At 49.8% G+C, this 2,293-nt stretch carries 1 protein-coding gene and 1 pseudogene; both read right to left on the reverse strand.

The features are described 5' to 3' along the window. A partial coding sequence (locus tag BACCELL_RS02590) for a right-handed parallel beta-helix repeat-containing protein (RefSeq protein WP_007209965.1) occupies positions 1 to 1,856 on the reverse strand: 1,856 nt, incomplete at its 3' end. A gap of 40 nt (positions 1,857 to 1,896) precedes the next feature. Continuing rightward, positions 1,897 to 2,293 (reverse strand): annotated as a pseudogene (locus BACCELL_RS02595) (glycoside hydrolase family 127 protein); the annotation flags it as partial.

Raw genomic sequence — 2,293 nt, forward strand, 5'->3', positions numbered from 1 at the left:
TTCTTCAAGTCTTTATATTCCTCTTCCAGCCCTGCCCGTTCACGAATAGCCGCATCCACTCCCGGCCCGTTATTCTCCCACACATTTCCGGGTCCATTCGCATTTTGCAGATACTTCTCCCCTTCCGTCCAATTATCGCGGACGGTGATAAAAGACGAGCCCTCATCGGTATAGAGATAAAACCAGTGGTTAGGGTCATGCACATAACCCGGCTTATAAATGCTATGCACACAATTCTCCGTTACATAGGTCTTGGGCTGGGAACCTAACGTATAAATTCCTGCCACATCATACATATGCTTCGCATAGTGATGGATCAGATTGGCATGAACCTGATTATTCTTCATACAATTCACTGTCTGAGTCCATCCCCAGCCAAGGCTGATACCGCTATAAGGCACTTCGCATATTTCATTGTGCACGATATGGATGTCGCTTACATATCCCGCAGCAATGGCAAGACAACCCCAATCTTCGTTACCCGTCTCCGTAAAATAACAATTGTCAATCCGTTGATGTGTACACACTTCACGACGGTCGGCAGGATCGTACGGAAGATGTGTCTCGTGAGCTGCCGGGGAGAAACTCCCGACCAATAAACCATTCCCCGCAATATCACGAAAAAGACAACCACGGATGATTCCTCCATGCACCGCTTCTTCATAATCCACCCCCGTGGAGCCCAGATGCTCGAAATGGCAGTGTTCAAAGTCTATCGCCCCAGCGGCAGCCACCCGAACTGCCGCCGCAGGACGTCCCAACCAGCCCTGGTTATCCAACGGATGATTCCTGTAATTCCGTTTCATTTTCGGATCGATACGATACCCATCCGTCAGATACATACCACCCTGAAGAGGAACGTGCCCTTTTACGGAAGGACGCATCCAGGTGGTATATGAGAAAGTGATCCGCTCGAAACGAAGATTAGTAACCGGACGATCCAAAGTACCTTCAATTTGCACCAATGTCTCAATAGCAGGCACAATCGCTTCCGCTGATTGCATATTTTCTCCCTCACGCGGATAATAATAAAGCTTACGGGTATCTATATCATGATACCACTCTCCCGGAACATCCAGCAGTTCACGTGCATTGGTCAGATAAAAAGCTGAATTGTGCCCATCGGTCGTTACCATGGGACGCGGCCAGGGATGTTCAAACTGGATACGACTCTCGGGCTGATGAAAACGGACTGCCGCACTATCTCCCAAAACCTGCACAGAACGAATCCGAAGATTAGCCACACACCACATCTGGTGAAGTACCATTTCGGCGTATCTTGACTTTAACGCGCCTTTCCCATCCGTAATCTGCCGAACGGCGGCGGCAGGCACATAAAGAGTTTCAGTCTTCTCGTCGACACTGCAAATTCGATGCATATTCTCAAAGTCCTCCACATCACGGGCACGTGTGGCCTTCTGTCCATCCACCCACAGTTGGCGGAAATCCAGCGGACGGCCATTGAACATCGGTACATCCGCCACCCATAGTTTTCCTTGTTTTTTCCAGTTCCTGATAGGCACACCACCACTTAATACGGCATCCTCGCCACGAACGGAGCGAATAACGATGGGCGAACCCTTTGTCCCGCTATCTTCAGGACGAATGAATACCGGTTCATAGAGGGAATAAACACCGCCCTCCATATACACTGTGATGCCTCCCAGCACACGATTATCTCCTGTCCGGCGCCACTCGCGTGCCTGACGCAGGGCGGAGGTCAGTGTTGCCTTCGGAGATTGGCGGGTACCATCATTCTGATCATTTCCACGTGGGGAAACCCAAATATCGCCTGCATGCCCTACAAAGGTGAGGAGCGACAAGGCAGTTATTAGTATGATTCTTCTATTCGACATAATGTTTGATTATAGATACGCGGACGACGCGTATCTGTATTTATCTCCCCAGAGGCATCCAAACGGTCATTTCTCCTTTCCCCCTATTCCCCCAAGCATAGTAAGGAATCAAACGGATATCCACCGTCTCCCCGGCGAAACTGACAGGCCGGTAAAGTATCCCTTCCCAGGAATTGGATGAAATCAGACGAGCTTTGCCCTCAAGAGCAACAACCGGACTACCTTCAATTATCACTTTCTTTGGAATGAGTTTGATATCAGCAGGGATCAGTACATTATCAATGCTTCCGCCACCTGTCATATCCATGCTCTCCAAGCAATATACCAACGGTCCGCGCTTCACCACTACCTGATTGCGTATTTCTTCCGCCAACGGATGAGCCTCAAGCAGGCGGACAGGCATATCCATCACCCACTCTACCACATCCCCCCTTCTT

The organism is Bacteroides cellulosilyticus DSM 14838, from assembly GCF_000158035.1.
In the GTDB taxonomy this organism is placed as follows: Bacteria; Bacteroidota; Bacteroidia; order Bacteroidales; family Bacteroidaceae; genus Bacteroides; species Bacteroides cellulosilyticus.